The 19,209-nt window shown below is 66.1% G+C and carries 22 protein-coding genes; 10 read left to right on the top strand and 12 right to left on the bottom strand.

Annotation, left to right across the window (positions count from 1 at the left end; all coding sequences use genetic code 11):
* Window positions 1–435 precede the first annotated feature (435 nt).
* A complete protein-coding gene (locus tag NJH59_RS16190; protein WP_253087018.1) occupies window positions 436–597 on the top strand; it encodes a DUF2986 domain-containing protein in 162 nt (53 codons plus the stop codon).
* Window positions 598–607: 10 nt separating this feature from the next.
* On the opposite strand, the gene gcvA is transcribed toward NJH59_RS16190, so the two are convergent.
* Entirely contained in the window at window positions 608–1,495 is an 888-nt protein-coding gene (gcvA, locus tag NJH59_RS16185; RefSeq protein WP_253087017.1) for a transcriptional regulator GcvA, read from the bottom strand.
* A gap of 129 nt (window positions 1,496–1,624) precedes the next feature.
* Here gcvA and NJH59_RS16180 point away from each other — a divergent pair, with 129 nt between their 5' ends.
* Together NJH59_RS16180 and NJH59_RS16175 are read left to right on the top strand one after the other, a co-directional pair.
* Window positions 1,625–2,260 (top strand): glutathione S-transferase family protein, encoded by a 636-nt coding sequence (locus tag NJH59_RS16180; RefSeq protein WP_253087016.1) that lies wholly within the window; start codon window positions 1,625–1,627, stop codon window positions 2,258–2,260.
* A gap of 22 nt (window positions 2,261–2,282) precedes the next feature.
* A complete protein-coding gene (locus tag NJH59_RS16175; RefSeq protein WP_253087015.1) occupies window positions 2,283–3,329 on the top strand; it encodes an LLM class oxidoreductase in 1,047 nt (348 codons plus the stop codon).
* A gap of 3 nt (window positions 3,330–3,332) precedes the next feature.
* On the opposite strand, the gene NJH59_RS16170 is transcribed toward NJH59_RS16175, so the two are convergent.
* The 3 genes from NJH59_RS16170 to NJH59_RS16160 all read right to left on the bottom strand — a co-directional run bounded on the left by NJH59_RS16170 (window position 3,333) and on the right by NJH59_RS16160 (window position 5,378).
* Window positions 3,333–3,983, bottom strand: coding sequence for a hypothetical protein (locus NJH59_RS16170; protein WP_058540711.1), 651 nt, complete (start codon window positions 3,981–3,983; stop codon window positions 3,333–3,335).
* A gap of 42 nt (window positions 3,984–4,025) precedes the next feature.
* Complete coding sequence (locus NJH59_RS16165) at window positions 4,026–4,757, bottom strand: carbon-nitrogen hydrolase family protein (protein ID WP_253087014.1); 732 nt, start codon at window positions 4,755–4,757, stop codon at window positions 4,026–4,028.
* A gap of 138 nt (window positions 4,758–4,895) precedes the next feature.
* Complete coding sequence (locus tag NJH59_RS16160; RefSeq protein WP_043860522.1) at window positions 4,896–5,378, bottom strand: Lrp/AsnC family transcriptional regulator; 483 nt, start codon at window positions 5,376–5,378, stop codon at window positions 4,896–4,898.
* A gap of 130 nt (window positions 5,379–5,508) precedes the next feature.
* Between NJH59_RS16160 and NJH59_RS16155 the strand changes: the two genes are divergently transcribed.
* Entirely contained in the window at window positions 5,509–6,969 is a 1,461-nt protein-coding gene (locus NJH59_RS16155) for a transporter (protein WP_253087013.1), read from the top strand.
* Here NJH59_RS16155 and NJH59_RS16150 read toward each other — a convergent pair whose 3' ends face one another.
* Window positions 6,970–7,779 (bottom strand): sulfite exporter TauE/SafE family protein, encoded by an 810-nt coding sequence (locus NJH59_RS16150; RefSeq protein WP_058540707.1) that lies wholly within the window; start codon window positions 7,777–7,779, stop codon window positions 6,970–6,972.
* Between the two features lie 105 nt (window positions 7,780–7,884).
* Between NJH59_RS16150 and NJH59_RS16145 the strand changes: the two genes are divergently transcribed.
* Window positions 7,885–8,682, top strand: coding sequence for a helix-turn-helix domain-containing protein (locus NJH59_RS16145; RefSeq protein WP_054915332.1), 798 nt, complete (start codon window positions 7,885–7,887; stop codon window positions 8,680–8,682).
* Window position 8,683: 1 nt separating this feature from the next.
* On the opposite strand, the gene NJH59_RS16140 is transcribed toward NJH59_RS16145, so the two are convergent.
* Complete coding sequence (locus NJH59_RS16140) at window positions 8,684–9,568, bottom strand: DMT family transporter (protein ID WP_043860526.1); 885 nt, start codon at window positions 9,566–9,568, stop codon at window positions 8,684–8,686.
* A 123-nt stretch (window positions 9,569–9,691) separates the two neighbouring features.
* On the opposite strand from NJH59_RS16140, the gene NJH59_RS16135 reads away from it, so the two are divergent.
* Both NJH59_RS16135 and NJH59_RS16130 read left to right on the top strand, forming a co-directional pair.
* Window positions 9,692–10,255, top strand: a complete 564-nt coding sequence (locus NJH59_RS16135) for a helix-turn-helix domain-containing protein (RefSeq protein WP_054915334.1) — start codon at window positions 9,692–9,694, stop codon at window positions 10,253–10,255.
* Between the two features lie 37 nt (window positions 10,256–10,292).
* Window positions 10,293–10,790 carry a hypothetical protein gene (locus NJH59_RS16130; RefSeq protein ID WP_043860528.1) on the top strand — a complete coding sequence of 166 codons (498 nt, stop codon included), beginning with the start codon at window positions 10,293–10,295 and terminating at the stop codon, window positions 10,788–10,790.
* A 21-nt stretch (window positions 10,791–10,811) separates the two neighbouring features.
* Here NJH59_RS16130 and NJH59_RS16125 read toward each other — a convergent pair whose 3' ends face one another.
* Together NJH59_RS16125 and NJH59_RS16120 are read right to left on the bottom strand one after the other, a co-directional pair.
* Window positions 10,812–11,294, bottom strand: coding sequence for a MaoC family dehydratase (locus NJH59_RS16125; RefSeq protein ID WP_253087012.1), 483 nt, complete (start codon window positions 11,292–11,294; stop codon window positions 10,812–10,814).
* A gap of 36 nt (window positions 11,295–11,330) precedes the next feature.
* Window positions 11,331–11,948 (bottom strand): LysE family translocator, encoded by a 618-nt coding sequence (locus NJH59_RS16120; protein ID WP_229589227.1) that lies wholly within the window; start codon window positions 11,946–11,948, stop codon window positions 11,331–11,333.
* Between the two features lie 148 nt (window positions 11,949–12,096).
* On the opposite strand from NJH59_RS16120, the gene NJH59_RS16115 reads away from it, so the two are divergent.
* Window positions 12,097–12,549 carry an Lrp/AsnC family transcriptional regulator gene (locus tag NJH59_RS16115; protein WP_253087011.1) on the top strand — a complete coding sequence of 151 codons (453 nt, stop codon included), beginning with the start codon at window positions 12,097–12,099 and terminating at the stop codon, window positions 12,547–12,549.
* A 102-nt stretch (window positions 12,550–12,651) separates the two neighbouring features.
* A complete protein-coding gene (locus tag NJH59_RS16110) occupies window positions 12,652–13,272 on the top strand; it encodes an AraC family transcriptional regulator (RefSeq protein ID WP_253087010.1) in 621 nt (206 codons plus the stop codon).
* Here NJH59_RS16110 and NJH59_RS16105 read toward each other — a convergent pair.
* The 4 genes from NJH59_RS16105 to NJH59_RS16090 form a co-directional block, all read right to left on the bottom strand.
* On the bottom strand, window positions 13,255–14,148 hold the full coding sequence (locus tag NJH59_RS16105) for a sterol desaturase family protein (protein WP_213605708.1): 894 nt from the start codon (window positions 14,146–14,148) through the stop codon (window positions 13,255–13,257). The two genes, NJH59_RS16110 and NJH59_RS16105, sit on opposite strands and share 18 nt — an antisense overlap.
* Window positions 14,149–14,246: 98 nt before the next feature.
* Window positions 14,247–14,777: a glyoxalase superfamily protein gene (locus NJH59_RS16100; RefSeq protein ID WP_253087009.1), complete on the bottom strand. Its 531-nt coding sequence runs from the start codon at window positions 14,775–14,777 to the stop codon at window positions 14,247–14,249.
* Window positions 14,778–14,955: 178 nt separating this feature from the next.
* A complete protein-coding gene (locus NJH59_RS16095; RefSeq protein ID WP_054915340.1) occupies window positions 14,956–15,801 on the bottom strand; it encodes a TIGR03915 family putative DNA repair protein in 846 nt (281 codons plus the stop codon).
* Window positions 15,798–17,018, bottom strand: coding sequence for a putative DNA modification/repair radical SAM protein (locus NJH59_RS16090; protein WP_196932402.1), 1,221 nt, complete (start codon window positions 17,016–17,018; stop codon window positions 15,798–15,800). The genes NJH59_RS16095 and NJH59_RS16090 overlap by 4 nt, the downstream gene beginning before the upstream one ends.
* Window positions 17,019–17,298: 280 nt before the next feature.
* On the opposite strand from NJH59_RS16090, the gene mrdA reads away from it, so the two are divergent.
* Window positions 17,299–19,191 (top strand): penicillin-binding protein 2, encoded by a 1,893-nt coding sequence (gene mrdA / locus NJH59_RS16085; RefSeq protein ID WP_058540702.1) that lies wholly within the window; start codon window positions 17,299–17,301, stop codon window positions 19,189–19,191.
* Window positions 19,192–19,209 lie beyond the last annotated feature (18 nt).

The following is a 19,209-nucleotide window of genomic DNA, read 5'->3' as shown; positions in this document are numbered from 1 at the left end:
GCCGGCAACGCCGGCTCCTACGCCCTTCGGGCAGACTCCGCCTCTGGCCGCCAGGCCGTAGGAGCGGGCCTTGACCCGCGATCTGGTGCGCAGCACCAGCAAAACCTGCACATGCGGTTCGCCTGACACACCGCGCACTCAGGCGTTGCGACCGCTTCGCGCTCGTTCGCCGGCAACGCCGGCTCCTACGCCCTTCGGGCAGACTCCGCCTCTGGCCGCCAGGCCGTAGGAGCGGGCCTTGACCCGCGATCTGCCGCGCAGCGCCAGCAAAACCTGCGAACGCGCCCTCAAAGCCTCCCCACGCACAACGCTCACGCTTGCAGCGCAACCTTTAGTAAACTCGCCCCAACCGGCAGTACCGGCAAGGCTCTGCAGAACACCTGCAACCTCCCCGCCATCGCACCGCTTTCAAGCATCTACAGGCCCAGCAGAACCATGAACCGCCAAAAGAAGATCAAGCAGATACTCAAGGCCAACGCCAAGAAGGCCAGCGCCAAGCGGGCCCCCAAAAGCAAACCCAAATACATCTGCAAGGCCGACCGACTGAAGCTGGCTGCAGAAGCCGCCGAAACCCCAACCCCCGCCGCCGAAAGCTGAGCCACACCTGTCACGCAGCGCCCGCCTGCTGCGTTATCCACTCGATGAACGCCTGCACCTGCGCCCGCTTCAAGGCCTCTTTGCGCGTTACCAGGTAGTACGCAAATCGCGACGGCCACGGCCTGTCCAGCGCCACCACCAGCCTGCCGTTGTGCAGATCTTCCTGGGCATGGTTGTCCTGCACCAAGGCAATGCCCTGCCCGCTCGCCGCCGCGCGCAGCAGCAACAGGTCTTCATCGTAACTGGCACCGCGCTGGCTACGGCTGTCAGCCTCCACGCCATGCGCTTGCAGCCACAGCGGCCAATCCGCTCGCTCGGTGTCGTGCAGCAGCGGGTAGTTCAGGCAATCCTGCGGGCTGTTGATCGGCGGCCCCTCGGCCAGCAGCCGGGGGCTGGCCACCGGTAGCAGCACCGGCGCCATCAGTGGGATCGACTCCAGCCCCGGGTACTGGCCCAGGCCATGGCGCAGCGCAATGTCGATGCGCTCGCGCTGGAAATCCACCAGCCTTGCCGACGCCTCCACCCGCACTTCGATGTCAGGATGCCGGGTACTGAAGTCACCCAGGCGCGGCACCAGCCAGGTGGACGCGAACGACGGCACGGTGCTGATGGTAAGCGTTTGCTCGTGGGTGAACGATTCAAGTTCGAGCAGCGCGTTCTCGATCTGCCCAAAGCCCCGCGACAACCCGGGGAAAAGACGTGCGCCGGCATCGCTGAGCTGCACCCCATGCCGCCCCCGTAGCAGCAGCGTGACACCCAGGCGGTCTTCCAGCTGGCGGATCTGCTGGCTGATGGCGCCGGGGGTGACGCCCATGTGCTCGGCCGCCGCCTTGAGGCTGCCCAGCCGTGCAGCTTCGGTAAAGGCGCGCAGCGCCAGCAAGGGTAGAACGGCGCCCATGGCGTATTCCTTGGTTTAGAAAATCTAACGTCAAAGCGCAGGACTAATCGTTTTTGTCCCAGGCAATCACTCACTAGCATGGCACCCACACCACGCAACAAGCATTAGTCTGCCTGAGGTATGTGCCCTGTGTCCGATCCTGACCTGATTCTCTACACCGACAGTTCCCCAAACGGCTTCAAGATCACCATCGCCCTGGAAGAAATGGGCTTGCCCTACAGCCTGCGCCATGTGCGCATCGATGAGGGCGAGCACCAGCGGCCCGAGTTTCTTGCGCTCAACCCGCACGGTCGCATTCCGGTGCTGATCGACCGCGCCACCGGCATCACCCTGTTCGAGTCCGCCGCCATCCTGCTGTACCTGGCGGACAAGAGCGGCCAGTTGCTTGGCCACGACGCCCCCGAGCGCTGGGCATGCATCACTTGGTTGATGTTTCACAGCGCCAGCATGGGGCCGTTGCTGGGCCAGCGCGTGCACTTCGAATGCTTCAACACCGTGCCCAACCCTGACGCCATTCAGCGTTACAGGACCCTCACCGAAGCCACCTTCGTCACCCTCGATCAGCACCTGGCAAACCAGCCGTGGCTGGGTGGCGCCACCTATTCGATTGCAGACATCGCCACCTTCGCCTGGCTGCATATCGCGCAGCTGGTGGGCTTCGACTTCAGCCAGCAGCCCTGGTTGAGCCAATGGTACGCGCAGGTAGAGCAGCGCCCTGCGGTGCAACGCGGCATTCGCCTGCCCGCCCCTGCCACCGGCCCATGAACCCCGACACCAAGGAACAGGCATGAACACCATGACCCACCCCACTGCACCCGCCGTCACCTGCGGCGCGAACGCCGAAGCCTTCGCCCACCACCCCGGCTACCGGCGCATGTTCGCCGCCGATCACCTGACACTGGGCATCTTTCTGCCGCTGCGCTTCTACCAGGGCGACATGGCGGTGCTTCACGCCCAGGCGCAGCATGTGAGCGAGATCGAGCGCCTGGGCTTTGCTGCCGTATGGGTGCGCGACGTGCCGTTGTACGACCCGGCCTTCGGCGATGCCGGCCAGGTGTTCGACCCCTTCGTGTACCTGGGCTACCTGGCCGCCCATACCCGGCACATCGCGCTGGTCACCGGCAGCGCCATCTTTACTTTGCGCCACCCCATCGACCTGGCCAAGTCTGCCGCCAGCCTCGATCGCCTGTCGGGCGGCCGGTTGGTGATGGGCATCGCGTCGGGGGACAGGGCCGTGGAGTTCCCGGCCTACGGCCTGGCCCATGACCAGCGCGGTGAGCGCTTTGCCCACAGCGTGGACTACTTTCGGCAATTGCTGGCGCAGGGCCCTGCGACCATCCGCTCGCCGCTGGGCCAGATGAACGGCACGCAGTTGCTGCCACAACCGGTCACCGGGCGCATTCCGCTGATCGTGACGGGGTCGTCGCGTCAATCCCTGCAGTGGCTGGGTGAGCAGGCCGATGGCTGGCTGACCTACCCGGACGCCACCCACACGGCGCAGGGCCCGCTTCGCCTGGCAGAAAAGGTTCGGGCGTGGCGCTCGCAGATCCCCAACGGCGGGTTTCGCCCGCACATGACCAACGAGTGGATCGACCTGGACGAAGACCCCGACTTCCCGCGCACGCCGTTGCAAGGTGGGTATGTGCTCAAGACCGGGCGCAACGGGCTGATCGCGTTGCTTGGCGAATGGAAGGCAGCGGGCGTCAATCATGCGGCGCTGGGCATTCAGATGGCCCGGCGGCCGGTTGGCGAGGTCATTCAGGAATTGGCCGAAGAAGTGTTGCCGCTGTTCCCCACCTTGCAAGGGCCAGCGCCGCTGGCCCAGGGGTGGTAGCACTTATCCGGCGCAGGGGTAGCCCGTTTCGACAGCCGAGGCCACCGCCTCGGCAAAGTCCAGTTCCGGGTTGAGCGCGGCCACCAGGTCGGCGGTCAACGGGGTGTGGTCGTAGAGTTGCTGCACCGCCGCCAATGGCACGGCCTGCTCGTAGTACCACTGGGCAAACTCCACGTAGCCACTGGCCGGTTCGATCAGCAGCGCCAGAAACTCCACCGAGCCATCGTCGAGGTGGTCCGTTGTGACGTTCGGCGCTGCCACCTTCTGCCAGGCCGCGTCGTCAGGGCTTCTCCAGTAGCAGTAGCTCAGCCAGTCCATGCTGAAGGCCGCTTCGTTGAGAAAGGCGGCAAAGGCCGGCGGCACTTGTTGCTGTACGGCCTCGACGAGACGGCTGTCGCCGGCTAACGGGGATTCATGCGCAATCCCCTTTATGGCCGCGCCGAACGGCCCGAAGTGCACAAACCATTCATCGCCCGAGCCATTGCGCATCGACGCCATTTCCTCACCGTCGAACCAGCTCGCGTTGTAGCTGAAATAGCGGTATTCCCATTCGGGGGAGACGATGGCATCGAGCATGGCCAGGGCCTTGGCGCGCTGGCGCAGCGTGGCGATGTCCGGGAGTGTTGCGGGGTCAAGGGGAATCAAGGCGGGCATGAGTGCTTCCGAAGGTCGACGAATTGGGGTGGCGATGGTGATTCAAGCCAGGCTGACAGTACCCGCTTCTCCCGTGCGTGTGTCATATGCGACCAGGGCTTGCCGGGTGGCGTCGGCAGTGCAGACGCGCTCGCCATTCGGGTTCCAGACCGCGGACTGGCCTGCACCGATGAAGTTGTCGGCGGGGCCTACGCAGTTGGCCATGATCACGGTCATGCCATGCTTGCGGGCCATTGCCGGGTAATGGTTGCAGGCCAGGTCCACGCCCTTCTGCGACTTGGCCACGCTGGCCAGGTACACCTGGGCACCTGCTGCGGCGGCCTGGGATGCATGGGCGGGTTGCAAGGATTCATAGCAGATCGCGGGCACCAGAACATGCCCGCCCTGGCGGAACACCTGCTGCTGGGTACCAGGCGTGAAGAATGGCAGTTCGTCGGCGTGCAGAAGCTGCTTGGAATACACCGCACGTGGCAGCCCTGGCTGGAAGGCGATCATGCTGATCTGGGTGCCCTCCCTCCCCTGGGTTGGCGCACCCACGGCGATGAGCAGGGTGTAGCGATCGCTCAAGGCCTGGAACGCATCGAGGCGGCTGTCGGTGGGCGCCATCGCCAGGCCACCGGCCAGTTCGGGTTCGTAGCCGGTCAGCGAAAGTTCGGGGAAGACCACCGCATCGGCTCCCTGGCTTGCGGCGGCGTGGATAGCGTCGATGTGTTGGGCGAGGTTCTTTTCGACATCCCCCGGGGTGGCCGAGATTTGCGCAGCGATCAGCTTCATTCGAGTCTCATGTCCCTTTGTCGACGCGGGCCTATGCTGCACCAACATCGTTACCTTGGAAAGTGTGCGGTGTATCAGGCTGATCGCGTCGCAGGTTCTGCTGGCGCTGCGCGCCAGATCGCGGGGCAAGGCCCGCTCCTACAGGCTGGGCACCTGCAACCCGACCTTCACCCGGTCCAGCGCCACAATGGTCTTGAACCAGGTGACATTGGCGTTCTCGGCAAACAACCGCCGCGCCAACGCCTGGTACTCCTGCATGCTGGCCACGGTCAGCACCAGCACGAAATCCACCTCGCCAGTGACGTAGTAGCACTGCTGCACTTCAGGCACCGCAAAGTGCGCCTTCATGGCCTCCAGCGCATCGAGGCTGGTGCGCTCGGCCATCACCTCCACGATGATGGTGATCGGCCGACCCACCGCAGTAGGGTCGACGACGGCGACATTGGCGGTGATGACGCCCCGCTCCTCCATGCGCTTGATGCGCCGCTGCACCGCCGCCGTGGACAGGTTGACCTGCTCGGCCACCAACCGCAGCGGCACGGTGTTGTCGCGCTGCACCAGGTCAAGAATGGCGCGGTCGAACTTGTCCAGCGGCTCAGCCGCTACATCGTGAATGGCCATGGAAACCCTGCGAGAAATTTTCTCGAAAACTACCAGAAATCCGCGCCCCTTTATCTGACAGCGAGAAATATTATCGAGCCCCAGCCTGCAGCCGCAGCCCTGGTCGGGACTCACACAGGATATTGCTCGCATGCTCGCACTGTTTCATCTGTCGCACGTGCTGCTGGTCACGGCCATGCTGGTGGTGCTGCGCCGCCCACCCGTGCATGCCGCCATCGCCGGTACGCTGCTGGTAATGGTGCTGTGGCTGGTCGGTGCTGCCGATACGTGGCGCCTGGGCAGCCTGGTGGCGGCCGCCCAGGACACTGCAGTGCTGTTTGCCAGCACCGCGTTCGTGATCGTACCGGGGCTGGCCTTCGTGATCTTCATCGAGCGCATGGGCGTGAACCTGGCATTCAGCCAGTGGGTACGCTCGCTCGGGCTCGGGCGCGGCGACCAGGTGGTGTTCATCGTGCTCGGGCTGGCCCCGTTGCTCGAAGCCATGACCGGCTTTGGCGTGTCGTTGATCGCCACCGTGCCGCTGCTGCTCAGCCTGTTCGACCGCCGGGTGGCGCTGCGTATCGCGTTGGCCGGCATGGCGATCATGCCGTGGGGCACGCTGGGCCTGGCATCGGTGATCGGCGCTTCCCTGGCCCATCTGGACGCTGCGGCGCTGGCAGCCACCTCGGCACTGACCAGCGCACCGGTGTTTCTCGCGCTCGGGGCGATGGCACTGTACCTGGCCGAGGTTCGCACCTTGCGCGAATGGACGGTGCTGGGCGCTGGCTGGCTGGTATTCGTGGGGGTGCTCTACAGCAGCAGCCGCGGGTTGGGGCCGGAGGTAGCCGGCGTGGCGGCGGGCCTGGTGAGCGCAGCCGCCGTACTGGCCAACGGGCTGTGGCGCCTGCACAACCACGGCGGCACACGCGGGGCGCGACAATGGCCGCGCCAGGCGTGGCCTTACCTGGTGCTGATCACCAGCATCGTCGCACTCAAGGCGCTGTGGGCCATCACCGGCTGGCAGAACCTGTGGGTCGTCCAGGGCGCGCAGGTCACCTGGAAGCCGCTCGCCTCGCCGGGCGTGGCACTGATCCTGGTGCTGGTGGGCCTGGGGTTTCACCCGCGAAGCGCACCGTCCCTGCCGGGGCCGGGTACCCGCATCGGCACCGCACTGCTGGCCCGGGCGAAGCGGCCCCTGCTGACGATCTTCTTTTTTCTCGCCATGTCGCAGTTGATGGTCAAGGCCGGCTTTCTGGCGGGCCTGATGCAGCTGCTGACCGGCCTGGCACCGGCCGCCGCCTCGTTGCTGGTCGCCCTGCTGGGCGGGTTGTCCGGCTACATGACCGGCTCGAACGTGGGCGGCAATGCGATCTTCATGCCCGCCATCGCCATGCTGCCCGAACACGGCCGCCTGTTGCTCGCGGCGGCGCAGAACAGCGCGGCGGGGCATGCGGCGCTGGGCTCGCTGTCGATCGTGATGCTGATCCTGGGCCTGGCCAGAACCAGCACCAGTGAAGAAGGCGAACTGGTGCGCTTCGGCTTTGCGCTGGTGTGCCTCAACACGGCACTGGTCGCGCTGGCTGCGGTGTTGCTGAGCGTCTGGCTGGGCTAGTCAGGCAACCACCATCACCACCAGCACCACCCCCAGCAGGGCCAGGTAGCACTTCACATGCAGCGCGTCGGGCATGCGCCCGATCCACGGCGCGGCCAGGCGAATGCCGCACCACGAGCCAAGCACCAGCACGGCCAGGGCACGCACGTCGATATAGCCGGCAAACCAGGGCCCCAGCACTTCGGTGCGCCACGCAAGCACGGCGTAGGCGGCAGTACCGGCAATCGCCATCGGCAGCGACAGCGGGTTGGCCGACGCCGTCGCCACGGCCATGCTCGCCCCACGCCTGCGCATCAGCGGCACGCTCATCACGCTGCCACCGACTCCCAGAAAAGCCGCCACGGCGCCCATGCCGACACCGATCACGGCGCTGGCTCGACGGCCCAGCGGGCGCATGCCATCGCTTGTGCTCACGGTAAACCCCGGGCGCAACACGGCATCAAGAATGGTCAGGCCAAGGTAGCCGATGAACAGCCAGCGTATCCACGCCCCTTGCACCTGCGTGGCGGCCCATGCGCCCAGCACTGCACCCAGCGCAACGTAACCCAGCAACGGCCGCACCACAGGCCACTGCAAGGTGCGCGCACGGGCATGGCGCAAGGTCGAAAGGCCTGCGCCGAAGATCATCGCCGCCGTGGAGGTGGCCACGGCGATATGCATCGCGGCCTCGCCGATGGCCGACCCCGGCGCATGGCTCACACTGATAAGGGTGAACAGCAGCGGCACCGCCACAAAGCCGCCACCAAAGCCGAACAGCACAGTCGTCACACCGGCTACCACACCGAACGCACACAGCAGAAACCAGAACATGCATCGCTTCCAACACAAGGGGGAAGCCACACGTTAACGGCCAGACATGTGGCCAGCCCTCGCGAATTGGCCAATAATCCTCGCGTTCCGGCCAAGGTGCTTCACATGCTCAATGTTCCGCTCGCCAGCGTCGACGCCGTCGCCCGCCCGGTGCTCGCCATCGGTACCGACTACCCGCCCGACACACTGCTGCCCACCCATGTGCATCGGCGCGCACAGTTTCTGTATGGCATGAGTGGCCTGATGGAGGTCCAAACCCAGGACGGCAGCTGGGTGATTCCGCCCGGTAGCGGGGTGTGGATACCCGCCGGCAAGCCGCACCAGGTGCTGATGCGCGGGGTGAGCACCCGCAGCCTGTACATAGAGCCAGCGCAGCCGGTGCGTGATACCTCGCAGTGCCAGGCCCTGGTGGTCTCGCCCCTGCTCCACCACCTGTTGCTGGCCACGGCGCACGTACCCGCACTGTATGAAACACACGGTCGCGACGGGCATCTGATTCAGTTGGTACTGCACGAGCTGCGCAGCGCGCCGAGCCTGGCGCTGTTCGCACCCTTGCCAAACGACCCGCGGCTGGCCGAACTATGTCGCAACTTCCTGCGCCAACCCCGCATCGACACCAGCGCCGAGTCCTGGGCAAGTGCCCTGCATTGCAGTGCAAGAACCTTCAGCCGCCTGTTCCGCCAGCAAACCGGGCTTTCATTCGGCACCTGGCGCCAGCAGGCCTGCCTGATGGCTGCCGTCACCCGCCTGGCGGCCGGCGCCTCGGTCACACGGGTCGCGCTGGAGCTGGGCTACGACAGCCCCAGCGCCTTTTCCAGCATGTTCCATCGTCAATTGGGCGCCCCGCCCAGTGTTTACCTGGCCACGCTCGACCAGTGCGGCCCAGGGCACGCGGTGGTCTAACTCAGGTATTCAGGGCCGGCTTTGAGCCCAGGCGCCAGCCCAGGTTCATGCCGGCCGCCGCCAGCAATATGGCCAGCGCCCCGGCTGCCTGCAGCCCGCTGAGGGGGTGATCGAAGGCCAGCCAGTCGACCAGGATGGCCACCGCCGGGTACAGAAACGACAGGGCGCCGATCAGCGCCGTGGGCAGTTTCTGGATGGCGCCGTACAGCAGGGTCGACATCAGCCCGGTATGCACCGCGCCAATGGTCAGCAGGTAGGCCCAGGCCTGGGGCTGCGCGGTCATGTCCGGCACCTGCGCCCAGGGCCAGAGCATGGCCGCGCCCACCAGCAGCTGCACCAGCACGATCAGGTGCGGCGGCACGCCCTGCAGGCGCTTGGCGATGATCGCCGCAATCGCGTATAGCAAGGCCGACGCAAGCGCGAGCATCACACCCATCAGGTAGTTTTCCCCGGCCGCCCCCGTCTTGGCCGTCACAATCAGCAGCATGCCGACAAACGCCAGGCCCAACCAGCCGGCACCACTGGCCGAAATCCGCTCGCCGAACAGCAGCACGCCCAGCCCCACCAGCATGAAGGGTTGCGTGTGGTAGACCACCGTGGCCACCGCGATGGAGGCCTGGCTGTAGGCGCTGAACAGCAGCAGCCAGTTGCAGGCCAGCGCAACGCCACCCAGCAGCATCCACCCCCACTGCGCGCGGGTCGGGCGCAGCGTGCCAAACACCCCCAGCGCCCAGCACGCCAGGGCCATCACGGCGGCGCCGAACAGGCAGCGCCAGAACACCATCGACGAAGGCGACTGGCCCGACTGCACCACGAACCAGCCGACAGTGCCAGAAATGCACATGGCGGTAACCATTTCGAGGGTGCCGCGTGAACGTGCATTCATGGCGCGCGGTGTCCCGTCGAGGCAAAAACAGAAGGCTGTGTCATCGAACAAAATCCATCAAAACGAACAAGTGGGTGCCATAATGTCCGCCGCCCTCTCTCCCAGTCAACTCATAACGAACAAATGACCATTATATCGAACGATGCGCCGATCATGATTCTGGCCCAGGCCATCAGGCGCGAGCGCTTGCAGTCGGGGATGTCCGTCAGCGATCTGGCGCGCCGCGCCGGCGTGGCCAAATCCACGCTATCGCAGCTGGAGTCCGGCCTTGGCAACCCCAGCATCGAGACCCTGTGGGCGCTGGCCACGGCACTGGGCATTCAGGTCACGCGGTTCTTTGAGCAGCCGGCGCAGACGGTCACGGTGATTCGCGCAGGCGAAGGTGCGGCGCTCAAGGCCGACGACGCCGACTACGCGGCGACCCTGCTCGCCGACTGCCCGCCCGGCATACGCCGGGACCTGTACCGCGTGCATGCCCAGCCCGGGCAGCCGCACCATTCCCAGGCGCACCCGGCGGGCACTTTCGAGCATGTATTCGTGTGCCAGGGGGCCGCCAGCGCAGGCCCGGCCAGTGCACCGGTGCTGTTGCATGCCGGCGACTACCTGCGCTACCCGGCCAACCAGCCCCATGTGTTCGAAGCCTTGGAGCCCGATACCGTTGCTGTCATGCTGATCGAGCACAGCTGAAGCAACTGCCTGCCCTATCCCTCAGGACCCCCACCCCATGACCAACCACAGAATCGAGCTGTCAAACGGATGGATCGCCGAGTTTGCCAACCAGGGCGAGTTCCGCATGGATGCCGAAGGCTGGAACCTGGTGCTGCACGGGCCGCAGGGGCAATCCATCCAGTACTTCAACGACCAGATCGTGCTGGTGAACGATGACGACGGCACGCAGGCCAAGGCGTGCCTGCAGCTGTCGGAGGATGGTGTCTACGGTTACCTGAGCACCTCGGTGGGCACCGGCTGGGTGATCGACTTTGCCCGCGGCATGCTTGCCCCGCACCGGGTGGATATTCGTCACTACCACGACGGCTACGACGAGAGCATCGCATTGACCGAGCAGCCGGCCTTCCAGCGTGCACGCCAGTACATTCAGGTGAAGGGGCGATTCGTGTACCTCACCTTCCCGTTCATCCGCGAGGCGGAGTTCCCCAAGGTGTGGGAGCAGTACGTGGCGATCCGTCGGCGCCAGCTGGACGAGTTGTACTTTCGCAATTGAACCCTGCCGCGTGCCGGCGCCCTAGGCACCTGCCACAGCCAGGTTGCCGGGGTCGCCCTCGGCCAACAGCTGCGCCATGCGTTCACGCGCCGCTGCGTTCGGCAACACCCCGGTGGTCATGCCTTCCAGCACGGTTTCGCCCTGCGCGTTGACGATGCTCAACTGCGCCCGCGCATGCCCGCGCTCGTCCTTGTCCACGATCAGCCAGTGGCAGGTGATTGCATCGCCGGCATACACCGGACGCTTGAACTCGAAGCTCATGCTGGTCGCCAGCCAGCCGATCTGCCCGCCGATCTCGGTCACCAGGCTGGCCGTCAGCAGGCCATGGGAAATGATCGACCTGAACCTGCGCAGTTCGGCCGAGGCGGCATCGTAGTGCACGGGGTTGTAGTCCCGCGAAAGCTGCGCAAAGCAGCGGATGTCCTCATCGGTGAAGCATCGGCTCACGCTCAGTTGCGCCCCCACCTCCAGGCCCTGTACGGCCCGTGCTCTCAAGCTCTTCATGGCACTCCCCCTGTTCGATTGCCGCGTACATTCTGCCTACCTGGGTAGCTGCCCGCCCAGCAGCACCAGCGCGATGATGACCATCGCCGCCCCCGACACCCGGCTGACCCACAGCGCCGCCGCAGGCCGCGCGCCCAGCACGGCCTGCGATCCAAAGCCCACCAGCAGGTAGATCACCCCGCAGCTGAGCGCATGCACCAGCCCCAGCGCCACGATCTGCAGCGGTACCGGCCACGGCGCCGTGGCGTCGGTGAACTGTGGCAGCAATGCCAGAAACAGCAGGAACACCTTGGGGTTCAGGCCGCTCACACACAGGCCCTTCACCGCCCAGCGCTGCCACGCACCGGCTACCTGCACCTGGTCCGCCAGGGGCACAGTCGGGTGGCGCAGCATGCCGATGCCCAACCATAGCAGGTACCCGGCCCCGGCCACCGTCAGCACCGACAGCGCAAACGGATGCCCCGCCACCAGCGTGCCCACCCCGGCGGCGACGATCAGTGTCGCGATCAGATGCCCCGACAACAGCCCGGCCACGGCGGGCAATACCACCCGCCCCTTCAGCCCGGCCGATATCGCATAGGCCCAGTCCGCACCCGGCGTGATGATGAACAACATCGACACCGCCCAGAACGCCACGAAAACACTCAGGGTCATGGCGCTACCCACGCCAGGGGTTGATCCACGGTTGGCTGCATCGTCCTGCTCCACAAGCAAATTGATTCAGGGAACAATAATGAAATCTTGCTAGAATTTTCTTTCGAAGATAATCGCGACATAGGCCAATAGGGGAAGATCCTTCCAGATGGACCGCATCGACCGGAACATTCTTGCCGAACTGCAAAAAGACGGGCGCCTTTCAATCACCGAACTGGCCGAGCGGGTGGGGTTGAGCCTCTCCCCCTGCCACCGGCGGGTGCGTGCCCTGGAAGAATCGGGGGTGCTGCTGGGCTATCGGGCGAAACTGGACCCCATTGCCCTGGGCCTGACCTTTTCCGCCATGGTCTTCGTCACCCTTCGCGAGGGCGATCGCACGGCGGTCGAGGCGTTCGAGAACGCGCTGGTGACGTTGCCACAGGTGGTGGATGCGCAGCGCCTGTTCGGCGAGCCGGACTACCTGCTGCACGTGATCACCCAGGACCTGCCGGCCTTCCAGCGGCTCTATGATGAAAGCCTGTCGTCGCTGCCCAACGTGCAGCGGCTCACCTCCACCCTGGTGATGAAGCGCGTGGTGCAGGACCGGCCCTTGCCGTTGTAACCTCGCCGCCCGCCTTCAGCCTCATTCAGGAGCACCACTATCCACCGCGCACCCAACGAACCCTGGCAAGGCGACCTGTGGCTGGCCACCGACTACTGCCTGGTGGCCGGGCAGGTCGGGCAAACCCAGGCCCACGCCCACTATGCCCACCAGGTACTGATCGCCTGCGCTGCCCCGGTGCAGGCGTCGATCCAGGGCCAGGTCGAGTGCGGGCCGCTGCTGCTCATTGCCTCCGGGCAGCCGCATGCGATTCTCAGCGAGCAACCGGCGATCACGCTGTTTGCCGAGCCATTGGCTTTCGAACTGCCGGTGCTGCGCCAGCTCTGCGAAGACGCCGGCGCAGACCTGGAGGGCCTGAACCAACGCTTGCGCGCCCTGCCCCGGCGCCCTTTGCATCCGCGCCTAGCCACCGCCTTGCAACGGGTACGTGCACTGGATGAAAACACCCTGCCCGCCGCGCAGCTGGCCAGTGAGGCGGCGCTGTCGCTCAGCCAGCTGGAGCGCCTGTTCAGCGGTCAACTGGGGCTGTCGGTGCGCCGCCTGGTGTTGTGGCAACGCCTGCGCGTGGCCTTGCAGCTGGCACTGGGCAGTAGCAGCCTGACCGAGGCAGCCACCTGCGCAGGCTTTGCCGACTCGGCCCACCTGTCACGCAGCGTGCGCCAGCAGTTCGGCATCCGTGCCGACCGTACCCTGCGCCACCTGCGCCTAAGGCTGCTGGACTAGCGCACGGCTCAGGGCATCGGGCAGTACGGCAGGTGGATGCTCGGGCTGGTCGCGGCGAAAGGGTTGGCGCAACTGCGCGCCGTAGCCCACCGGGTAGTCCGGAAAGTCGCCGATACCCAGGTCGTCGTCCGCCAGGTGATAGTGCGGCAGGTGCAAGGCGGTACCCAGCAGGCGGTCCCAAACGCTGAAGAACAGCGCGAAGTTCACATCCCCCGTGGTGCCGTACTTGAGGTGATGCAGCCGGTGCACCGGCGCCCAGGCAAATACATGGCGCAGCCAGCCGATGCGCATGTCGACGTTGCTGTGCTGCAACAGCAGCTGGATGGATATGCTGAACGCCAGCAAGGCCGCCACATCCAGCGGCAACCCGCACAGCAGCAAGGGCAAGGTGCCGCCCAGCGCTTCGAGCATCTGGTGCAGCGGGTGCTTCATCAGCCCATTGAAGCCGTACATTCGGGTCACGCTGTGATGCACGGCGTGCAGGCGCCACAGCAACGGCAGGCGGTGGCTGGCGTAATGCACCAGGGTGATGCCCAGGTCTGCCACCGGCAACGCCAGCAACAGTTGCAGCGCCAGCGGCCAGTCACTCGGCCACAGGCCGGTATCGGGCAGCACCAGGGCAATCAGGGGGATGGCGGCAATGCCGGCCACGTTGAGCGCCTCGTTCACCCCCGCGTGAATCACGTCCCGGGTGCCATCGCCCTGGCTCACATTCCAACGCTCGCGATAGGGCCACAGCCGCTCGCACAGCAGCGACACGCCAATCGCCAGCAACAGCAGAACCGGCAACCAGCCAAGGCTTGCGCCCTCGTCCAGCAGCCACACGGCCGAGCCGACGAATCCAAGGAAAAATACAGGGGCGTACAGGGTTCGCATCGTGAAACTCCAGGCAGGTCAGAGCCTGGAGTTTCGTGTAGCCGCAGCCTGCTCCGCTTGAACAAACGGCGCATCTTCAGCCTGGGGGGAAAGGCCGGTCAGCCCTGGCAGAAGCGAATGCGATTGCCGAACGGGTCGTACACCTCAAGCACCTTGCCCCAGCCCTGCTCGACGATGTCCGGGCGGCCATAGCCGTAGCGCTTGGCAAGCAGCTCGTCGCGCAATTGCTCGATGTTGTGCATGGGGATGAACACCGTCGAGCCAGGGCTCGCGTCGCCGTGGTGCTCGGACAGGTGCAGTTGCAGCCCATTGCGCACGATGCCCAGGTACAACGGCAGATCGGCTTCGAAGCGGTGCTCGAACTCCACGCTGAAGCCCAGGAAGTCGAGGTAGAACTCGCGCGCCTTGGCTTCGTCGAACATGCGCAGGATGGGGATAGGCTTGTCGAAGCACACTTCGCTTGCAGAGGTGGCGGGGGCAAGCAGGGCCGAGGCGGTGTTCCAGTCCTTGTGGCCCAGCTGCTGCGCCACCAGCTCCAGTGCACCGGAGTGGGTCAGCAGCGGGTTCTGCGCCTGCAGGGCGGTACGCAGACGCTTGGCCATCTGTTTGGCCTGTTCGATCGAGATCATCATGTGCTCCTGGTGCCGAGGCAGTGTGGGGCTCGCGTTGCCAGGCCTCGACGTTCAAGAGAATGATCGCGTCAGGGGTAACTGCAATGCTTTCACCTTTCCCAACGGGAGCGAGCGGCGGGCAGCATCGGCCCGCGCCGATCATACACAGCCAGGGTGGCATATGGAAAGGCGGCCCTCAGCGCGTTGGCGAATCCCCGCGCCCGATGCGCTTGCCGCCCTGCTGCCCCACCTCCTGCGCCTGGCCGTCGCGCTGCTTGCCCTGGCGCGCCTGGCCCACCAGCCGCGCGATCAGCGGGCCTTCGGGCAGATGACGCCAGAAGCGCCCCGGCATGTGCTGGCGCATGGCATCGGGGTTGACCCGTGCCGGGTTGAAGGTGTGCCGGTAATAGGTGCGCCACAGCTCGGCGCCAGGGTCGTCGGCGTGGCAGGCCCACTGGCGCCATTGCTCGGGGCAGTGCCGTCGGTAGTCCAGGGTGCTGCCATCGAAACGGATGCCATCGCGTGGCGTGGCGATCAGCCAGCGCTGGCGGCCCAGCCGGTCGGCAAAGTGGCCGCTGGCGCTTTGCAGAATGTCGTGGGCCGGTTCATGGAAGGCCACCAGGTCCAGTTGCAGTTGCTCGGCCAGTGCCGCCGGCAATGGCACGAAGCGCACGAAGGCATGCAGGTGATGGGCCTCGCGGCTGACCTGCTTGATGCGCCGCTGCAGCTCGCTGCCCAGCCGGTCGCCCGCCAGCATGGCGGTGCGGTCGCCATGGGCCACGCGCCACAGCACTTCATACAGCAGGTTCCAGCGCTGCTCGCCACGGTAGCGGGCGGCCTGCTCAAGTTGATCCAGCAAGGCGGCCGGCACCCGTGTGCGAAACGGCCCGGGGCCCTGCGGCAACACCGCCGGCACCGCCAGCAGATCGTGCACCGGGCCGTGGGCCCACACCACCTCGGTGGGGTCGATGCCGTGGCCCAGCAGCACGCGGGCCTGGTCGCGCCAGGTGTCGAAGTGCTCGTCGCAGTCCAGCGCGATCATCCCCACAACCCCATCTGCACCGGTGCCTGCGGCTCGCGCAGGCGTTCGCGCAGCAGGCCGCTGCGGGTTTCCGACTGGGGCGGGCGGTAGTCGCTGGTGACGATGAACGGGCGCGCCTTGTCCAGCACGCAGCGCAGCTGGATCAGGTCGTCATAGCGAATGCGCCGTTCACGGCGCAGCGCCACCAGGCGTTGCACGCTGCGCAGCCCGATGCCGGGAATGCGCGCCAGCAGCGCCGGCTCGGCGCGGTTCACATCCAGCGGAAACACCTCGCGGTTGGCCAGGGCCCAGGCCAGCTTGGGGTCGATGTCCAGCGCCAGGTTGCCCGCGCCGCCCAGCAGTTCGCCGGCCTTGTAGCCATAGCCGCGCATGAGAAAGTCCGCCTGGTACAGGCGGTGCTCGCGCAGCAGCGGCGGCGCGGCCAGGGGTACGCTGGTGGGGCTGTCGGGGATCGGGCTGAACGCCGAGTAGTACACACGCCGCAGGCCATAGCCGTGGTACAGCGATTCGGCATTGCCCAGGATGGTGTGGTCGTCGGTGGCATCGGCGCCCACGATCATCTGGGTGCTCTGCCCGGCAGGGGTGAAGCGCGGTGCGTTGACTTCACCGGCCACCGCCTGCTGGCCGTGGTGGATGGTGCCCATGGCCTGGCGAATGGTACGCACCTGCTTCTCCGGCGCCAGGCGCTGCAGGCTGGCTTCGGTGGGCAGCTCGATGTTCACGCTGAGGCGGTCGGCCAGCCGCCCGGCCTGCTCGATCAGCAGCGGGTCGGCGTCGGGGATGGTCTTGAGGTGGATATAGCCGCGAAAGTTGTGCTCTTCGCGCAGCAGCTGCGCCACGCGAATCAACTGTTCCATGGTGTAGTCGGCGGAGCGGATGATGCCCGAGCTGAGGAACAGCCCGCTGATGCAGTTGCGCCGGTAGAAATCCAGGGTCAGGCGCACCACCTCCTCAGGCGTGAAGCGTGCCCGCGGCACGTTGCTGGAGCGGCGGTTGACGCAGTACTGGCAGTCGTACAGGCAGAAGTTGGTCAGCAGCACCTTGAGTAGAGACACGCAGCGCCCGTCGGGGGTGTAGCTGTGGCAGATGCCCATGCCATCGGTGGCGCCCAGGCCGTCGCGACCGCGCGAGCTGCGCTTGGGGGCGCCGCTGCTGGCGCACGAGGCGTCGTACTTGGCGGCATCGGCCAGGATGCCGAGCTTGGCGATGAGCTGCATGGGGTCCACCTCGATACTGATTATCCATACAGTATTCGCAGATCGCCACGCATGCAAGCGCAGCCTGTCGACCGGGCCGCTGCGGCCTTCATGAAAAAATCTTCATGAACGCTGCGCCCCGCTAACCGGGGAACCTCGGCGCACCCTCGCCCGCCTGCGGACAACCGGCCTTGAGGCACCGCAGCAGCTTGCGTAGGATCGCCGTTCATTCACGCCATCGCGCCCGTTCACTGCCTGCTCCCAGGCCGGTGGTGTATCCGTTTTCCGCAAGAGCCTGCACATGCCCCAGCCTATCCCCCTCAAGGACCACGAGAAAGAAACGCACCTGGTCAACCGCAGGCTGATCGCGTGTGCGCTGCTGGTACTGGTGCTGGTGGCGGTGCTGGTGGGGCGGCTGTACGTGCTACAGGTGGTGCAGCACGACTACCATGCCGCCGTGTCGCAGAACAACCGCGTGCACGTGCTGCCCATCGCCCCCGAGCGCGGGCTGATCTACGACCGCAACGGCGAGGTGCTGGCCGACAACAAGCCCAGCTTCAACCTCACCATGACCCGCGAGCGTGCTGGCGACACGCCCAGGGTGCTCGACAGCCTGGTGCAGATCCTGGGCCTGGGCGAGGAGGACCGCCAGGGCTTCGAGAAGGACCTGCGCCGTGGCCGCAAGCCGTTCGAGCCGGTGACGCTGATGTTCGGCCTGAGCGAAGAGCAGATCGCCCTGATCGCGGTCAACCAGTTCCGTCTGCCGGGGCTGGACGTGGAGCCGCAGTTCATTCGTGAATACCCCATGGGCGCGCACTTTGCCCACTCGGTGGGCTACGTGGGGCGCATCAACGAGAAAGAAGCCAAGACCCTCGATGCCACCGAGTACCGTGGCACCCAGTCCATCGGCAAGACCGGCATCGAGCACTTCTACGAGGCCCAGCTGCACGGCCAGGTGGGCTACGAAGAGGTCGAGACCAACGCCCAGGGCCGCATCATGCGCGTGCTGCGCCACCACGATCCGGTGCCCGGCAAGAACATCACCCTGAGCCTGGACGCGCACCTGCAGCTGGCCGCCGAAAAGGCCCTGGGCGATCGCCGTGGTTCGGTGGTCGCGCTGGACCCGGCCACCGGCGAGGTGCTGGCGATGGTCAGCAACCCCAGCTTCGACCCCAACCTGTTCGTCAAGGGCATCAGCTTCAGGCAGTACGCCGAGCTGCGCGATTCCATCGACCGGCCACTGTTCAACCGCGTGCTGCGCGGCCTGTACGCCCCGGGCTCGACGATCAAGCCCGAGGTGGCCATCGCCGGCCTCGACAGCGGCGTGATCACCCCGGCCAGCCGGGTGTTCGACCCCGGCTACTACGAGCTGCCCAACTACGACCACAAGTACCGCAACTGGAACCGCAGCGGCGACGGCTGGGTGGACATGTACAGCGCCATCATGCGTTCCAACGACACCTACTTCTACGACCTGGCGCACAAGCTGGGGGTCGAGCGCCTGCACGACTACATGAGCGAATTCGGCCTGGGCCAGAAGGTCTCGCTGGACATGTTCGAAGAGTCACCCGGCCTGATGCCCTCACCCGCCTGGAAGCGCGCCAACCGGCGCCAGGCCTGGTACCCCGGCGAAACCCTGATCCTGGGCATCGGCCAGGGCTACATGCAGGTCACCCCGCTGCAACTGGCGCAGGCTACCAGCCTGCTGGCCAGCAAGGGCGTGTGGCACCGCCCGCACCTGGCCATGAGCATCGGCGACGAGCCGCCGGTAGACCCCAACCCCATGCCCGACATCGTGCTGCATGACCGCCACGCCTGGGACCAGGTCAACCAGGGCATGCAGATGGTCATGCACGCCCCGCGCGGCATCGCCCGCGCCGCCGCTGCCGGGGCGCAGTACCGCATCGCCGGCAAGAGCGGCACTGCGCAGGTGGTAGCGATCAAGCAGGGGGAACGCTACAACCGCGACAAGACCCTGGAGCGCCACCGCGACAACGCGTTGTTCGTGGGCTTTGCCCCCGCCGACCACCCGAGCATCGCCATCGCGGTGATGATCGAGAACGGCGAGGCCGGTGGGCGCGTGGCCGGGCCGGTGGTCCGGGAAATCATGGACGCCTACCTGCTGGACGAACAAGGCCACCTCAAGCCCCAGTATGCGGGCAACGCAGCCGCCGCCGCGGTGCCCCATACCTGAAAGCGCAGCGCCCTGATC

The organism is Pseudomonas sp. VE 267-6A (genome assembly GCF_024126555.1).
GTDB classification, from domain to species: domain Bacteria; phylum Pseudomonadota; class Gammaproteobacteria; order Pseudomonadales; family Pseudomonadaceae; genus Aquipseudomonas; species Aquipseudomonas palmensis.
This window is presented reverse-complemented; position numbering and strand designations above follow the sequence as displayed.